We start from the raw sequence: 4,593 nt of genomic DNA on the forward strand, positions 1-4,593 counted from the left end.
CCACTAGGAGGGACCACCATGAGCATTTCCGAAACCGCGCCCGTCTCGCCGGGCGCTTTATGGACCGGCCGCGCGCTCAGCGGCGTTATCGTGCTGTTCATGATCTTCGATGGCGTCATCAAGCTGCCGCCGCTCGATGTCGTCACCCAGACGATGGTGCCGCTCGGCTGGCCGGCCGATGCCAATGTCGCGCGCATGCTGGGCGTCATCAGCCTGATCTCGACCGCTCTCTATGCACTGCCGCGCACCTCGGTGCTCGGCGCCATCCTGCTCACCGCCTATATGGGCGGCGCTATCGCCACCAATGTCCGCGTCGACAACCCGCTGTTCTCGCACATGCTGTTCGGCGTCTATCTCGGCATTATCCTGTGGGGCGGCCTGTATCTGCGCGATGCCAGGGTCCGCGCGCTGATCCCGTTCAGCCGTTAGATCCAGATCGAAGCATCGCTTTCCGCTGAAAGCCTGACCCTTTGCCGGGTAATGTCTCAGGGATCGAATCGCGGAGTTGCGAGTTAGAGATTCGCCTGGCGGCGGAGGCGGCTCCTATCGGAGAGGAACGATGATGAAGAAAATGATGCTTTTGATGGCGCTGCTGGTGCCGCTCGCCGCTTGTTCGCAAACGGAAAAAGGCGCGGCCGTAGGCGGCCTCGGTGGCGCTGCCGTCGGTGCGGCGGTCGCTGGCGATCCGGTTGAAGGCGCCGTCGTCGGTGGTGCTGTCGGCGCCGTTGCCGGCGCGCTGATCGGCCGGGCGAGCGAGCGTGGCGAATGCCGCTACCGTGATCGCCGTGGCCGCGTCTACGTCGACCGCTGCCCGGACGGTTATTGATCGGCAGCTCTTACAGACAGAACTGGACAGGAAAACGGCGGGCACATGGCCCGCCGTTTTCCTGGATGCGAATAGAGCAATTATTCGGCGGTGGCGGCTTCCGCCTCGGCCGGTGCAGCGGCGGCGGCCGCAACAGCAGCAGCGGCATCTTCCTGCGCCTTCTTCAGAAGGGCAGCGCGTTCCTGCGCCTTCTTGCCCGGCTCGGCCTTCTTCGGGTTGGAACGGGCGTCGCGCTTGACGAGGCCGGCCTCGTCGAGGAAGCGCAGCACGCGGTCGGTCGGCTGGGCGCCATGCGCCAGCCAATGCTTGACGCGGTCGGCGTCGACCTTGACGCGTTCGCCGTCCTTGGGCAGTAGCGGGTTCCATGAGCCGATCGACTCGATGAACCGGCCGTCACGCGGCGAACGGGCGTCGGCAATGACGACGTGGTAGTAAGGACGCTTCTTCGAGCCCGCACGGGCCAGTCGGATCTTCAAGGGCATTTATTTTCTCCTAAAAAGGCTGATTTGGTTGGTCGGTTGGTGGCTGGTTTCTCAGCCGGCTTTCATCACGCCGTTGGAAGCGGCGATCTGTTCGTGGTGGCGGATCACTTCGCGGACGACGAAGTTGAGGAATTTTTCCGCGAAATCCGGGTCGAGATGGGCATCCTTCGCCAGCTGGCGAAGCCGGGCGATCTGCTGCTGCTCGCGTGCCGGGTCGGCCGGCGGCAGGCCATGCGTCGCCTTCAGCACGCCGACCGCCTTGGTGCAGCGGAAGCGCTCGGCCAGCATGTGGATGAGGGCCGCGTCGATGTTGTCGATCGAGGCGCGGTAATCGGCCAGGAGAGCGCGGGCGTCGGCCATGTCCTTCTCTTCGTTCATGGCGTCCTCACTTCTTCTTGCCAAGGCCGGGCAGCCCGCCACCGCCGAGGCCGGGGAGCCCGGGGAGTTTCATGCCGCCGGGCAGACCGGGCATTCCGCTGGGCAGGCCACCGCCGCCAGGAAGGCCTTTCATGCCGCCGCCGAGGCCGGCTGCCTGTGCCTGCTTCTGCAAAGCTTCGAGCTGCTTGGGGTCCATCTTCGACAGGTCCGGCATGCCGCCGCCCATCATGCCGCCCATCATGCCGCGCATCAGGCCGCCGCCTTTGCCCTTGCCGCCCATCGCCTTCATCATGTCGGCCATGCCGCGGTGCATCTTGAGCAGCTTGTTGATTTCGGCCGCGTCGGTGCCGGAACCGGCGGCGATGCGCTTCTTGCGCGAATGCTTGAGCAAATCGGGATTGGCGCGCTCGGCCTTGGTCATCGACGAGATGATGGCGAGCTGGCGGCCGAACATCTTGTCGTCGAGACCGGCGGCGGCCATCTGGTCCTTCATCTTGCCCATGCCGGGCATCATGCCCATGATGCCGCCCATGCCGCCCATCTTCGACATCTGCTGAAGCTGACCGGCGAGATCGTTCAGGTCGAACTTGCCCGACTGCATCTTCTTGGCCATCGCCGCCGCCTGTTCGGCGTCGATGTTCTCGGCGGCCTTTTCGACGAGCGAGACAATGTCGCCCATGCCGAGGATGCGGTCGGCGATGCGCTTGGGGTGGAATTCCTCCAGCCCGTCCATCTTCTCGCCAGTGCCGATCAGCTTGATCGGCTTGCCGGTGACGGCGCGCATCGAAAGAGCCGCACCGCCACGGCCGTCGCCGTCCATGCGGGTCAGGACGAGGCCGGTGATGCCGACGCGCTCGTCGAAGCTCTTGGCCAGGTTGACTGCGTCCTGGCCGGTCAGCGAATCGGCGACCAGCAGGATTTCGTGCGGGCTCGACACCTTCTTGATGTCGGCCATCTCGACCATCAGCGGCTCGTCGATATGGGTGCGGCCGGCGGTGTCGAGGATGACGATGTCGTGGCCGCCGAGCTTGGCCGCCTGCACGGCGCGGCGGGCGATGTCGACCGGCGACTGGCCGTCGATGATCGGCAGCGTGGCGACCTTGACCTGTTCGCCGAGCTGGCGAAGCTGCTCCTGCGCGGCGGGGCGCCGCGTGTCGAGCGAGGCCATCAGGACCTTCTTGTTCTGACGCTCGGAAAGACGCTTGGCGATCTTGGCCGAAGTGGTCGTCTTGCCCGAACCCTGCAGGCCGACCATCATGATGACGATCGGCGCCGGGGCATTGAGATCGATGGCGACGCCTTCGGCGCCGAGCATCTCGACCAGTTCGTCATGGACGATCTTGACGACCATCTGGCCGGGCTTGATCGACTTGACCACGGCAGCGCCGACGGCCTTCTCGCGCACCTTGTCGGTGAAGGAGCGCACCACTTCCAGCGCCACGTCTGCTTCGAGCAGCGCACGGCGCACCTCGCGCAGCGCCGCCGAGACATCAGCCTCCGATAGCGCGCCGCGGCCGGTCAGGCCGTTCAGGATCGAACCAAGACGTTCCTGTAGCGATTCAAACATTCGTTTTCCTTTTCCCTGGCATCCGGATGATGCCCGAGAGGTAATGCGTTCGCGCCCAGTGTCCAACCAAAAGCCAAAACCAAAAAGCACCCGGGGGCGCTCAGCGCTGCCGGGTGTTGGCCTCCAGGATCGATTTACAGCACTTCACCTCAAAGAGGTTTCGGCGTCCTGGTCGGCTTGCTCGGAGGGATACTCGTCGCGGAATTCGGGGCGTGTAGACAGGAAATCGGACACGGAGTCAAGACGAAGACCGGATTGCAGGGCGTGCGGCAGCCACGGCAGTGGTTGCCGGCATGCGAATTGGGCAAACAATTCTGCGCGCGAGGGGTCTTTGGAAACCCTGATTAACTAGACGGCTCGGCTGTGATCTTCACCCCGAGCGCCTTTGTGACACCCAGTAGCGTCGAAAGGCGCGGGTCACCGTCTGGCCTCAGTGCTTTGTAAAGAGCTTCACGAGTGACGCCTGCTTCCTTTGCAACAGCGGTCATGCCGCGCGCACGAGCAACAATGCCGAGCGCGTTTGCTATATAGCCAGGGTCGCCGGTCGCAAAGGCGTCGGCCAGCAGCTCGGCCTGCCCTTCGGCGCTGCCAAGATGCTCGGCGGGATCAAACGGAACGGTTTCGATTGCCATGATCATAGCTCCCTGGCCATCTGAATGGCCTTTTTGATGTCGCGGCCCTGGCTGGACTTGTCGCCGCCGCAAAGCAGGATAATGATTTCGTTGCCGCGCTTGATGAAATAGAGGCGGTATCCAGGGCCAACGTCCAACCGAAGTTCGCCGATGCCATCGAAATACTTCACGTCTCCGATGAGGCCGGACTGGACGCGGGCGATGCGGATCGCGATCTTTTCGGCGGCCCGCTTATCCCTCAGGCTGTTGAGCCAGTCGCGAAAGTCGGTGGTTTGGCGAACCTCGACCATCTGTGAACTATAGTTCACAGGCTTGATGTGTCAATCCATATGTGAAGAATAGTTCACAGTCCGCAACAGCCTAGACGGATTTCCCGGCTCGACTATGGAAATTCGGCGGCGACCTTGAGCGGCGAACGCGGATGTAGAAGCAGCACGATGGTCAGCATGCTGCAGGCGATGCCGATGAAGGCGATGAGAACCGCATCCGACGTCGCCCAGCCCGGTCCCTCGAGCGGCCTGGCATTGAACAGGGCGAAGGAATTGTAGCTTTCCTGATGCGAGATCAAGAGAAACCCGGTCAGGTTGTTGCCGAGATGAGCACCCAGTGCGGCGCCGAGATTGCCGGTTGCGTAGACGATAAGCGTCAGCAGCAGCGCGAAAGCGGCGATCGACGCCAGCACGCAAGCATTGATGGCTGGTGACGAAC

Annotated in this window: 7 protein-coding genes and 1 pseudogene; 2 read left to right on the plus strand and 6 right to left on the minus strand. The window is 63.4% G+C overall.

All coding sequences use genetic code 11. The features are described from left to right. Nucleotides 1-18 precede the first annotated feature (18 nt). The gene (locus EN984_RS23610) at nucleotides 19-429 is read left to right on the plus strand and encodes a DoxX family protein (RefSeq protein ID WP_127268218.1); all 411 of its coding nucleotides are present in this window, start codon (nucleotides 19-21) and stop codon (nucleotides 427-429) included. A gap of 133 nt (nucleotides 430-562) precedes the next feature. Then, nucleotides 563-826 (plus strand): glycine zipper domain-containing protein, encoded by a 264-nt coding sequence (locus EN984_RS23615; protein ID WP_127271330.1) that lies wholly within the window; start codon nucleotides 563-565, stop codon nucleotides 824-826. Nucleotides 827-906: 80 nt separating this feature from the next. Here the strand turns inward: EN984_RS23615 and rpsP are convergent, their stop codons facing one another. From rpsP to EN984_RS23645, 6 genes and pseudogenes are all read right to left on the minus strand, one after another. Next, nucleotides 907-1,308: a 30S ribosomal protein S16 gene (gene rpsP, locus EN984_RS23620; protein ID WP_013528800.1), complete on the minus strand. Its 402-nt coding sequence runs from the start codon at nucleotides 1,306-1,308 to the stop codon at nucleotides 907-909. 51 nt (nucleotides 1,309-1,359) lie between these two features. Further along, nucleotides 1,360-1,686 (minus strand): chorismate mutase, encoded by a 327-nt coding sequence (locus tag EN984_RS23625; RefSeq protein ID WP_023811329.1) that lies wholly within the window; start codon nucleotides 1,684-1,686, stop codon nucleotides 1,360-1,362. Nucleotides 1,687-1,693: 7 nt separating this feature from the next. Continuing rightward, a complete protein-coding gene (gene ffh / locus EN984_RS23630; RefSeq protein WP_127271191.1) occupies nucleotides 1,694-3,253 on the minus strand; it encodes a signal recognition particle protein in 1,560 nt (519 codons plus the stop codon). A gap of 344 nt (nucleotides 3,254-3,597) precedes the next feature. Continuing rightward, the gene (locus EN984_RS23635) at nucleotides 3,598-3,885 is read right to left on the minus strand and encodes an addiction module antidote protein (protein ID WP_127269503.1); all 288 of its coding nucleotides are present in this window, start codon (nucleotides 3,883-3,885) and stop codon (nucleotides 3,598-3,600) included. Between the two features lie 2 nt (nucleotides 3,886-3,887). Next, nucleotides 3,888-4,175, minus strand: coding sequence for a type II toxin-antitoxin system RelE/ParE family toxin (locus EN984_RS23640; RefSeq protein ID WP_127269504.1), 288 nt, complete (start codon nucleotides 4,173-4,175; stop codon nucleotides 3,888-3,890). 92 nt (nucleotides 4,176-4,267) lie between these two features. Beyond that, nucleotides 4,268-4,593, minus strand: a pseudogene (locus tag EN984_RS23645) (CPBP family intramembrane glutamate endopeptidase); the annotation flags it as partial.

The sequence above is a fragment of the Mesorhizobium sp. M7A.F.Ca.CA.004.12.1.1 genome (genome assembly GCF_003997835.1).
Classification (GTDB): Bacteria; Pseudomonadota; Alphaproteobacteria; order Rhizobiales; family Rhizobiaceae; genus Mesorhizobium.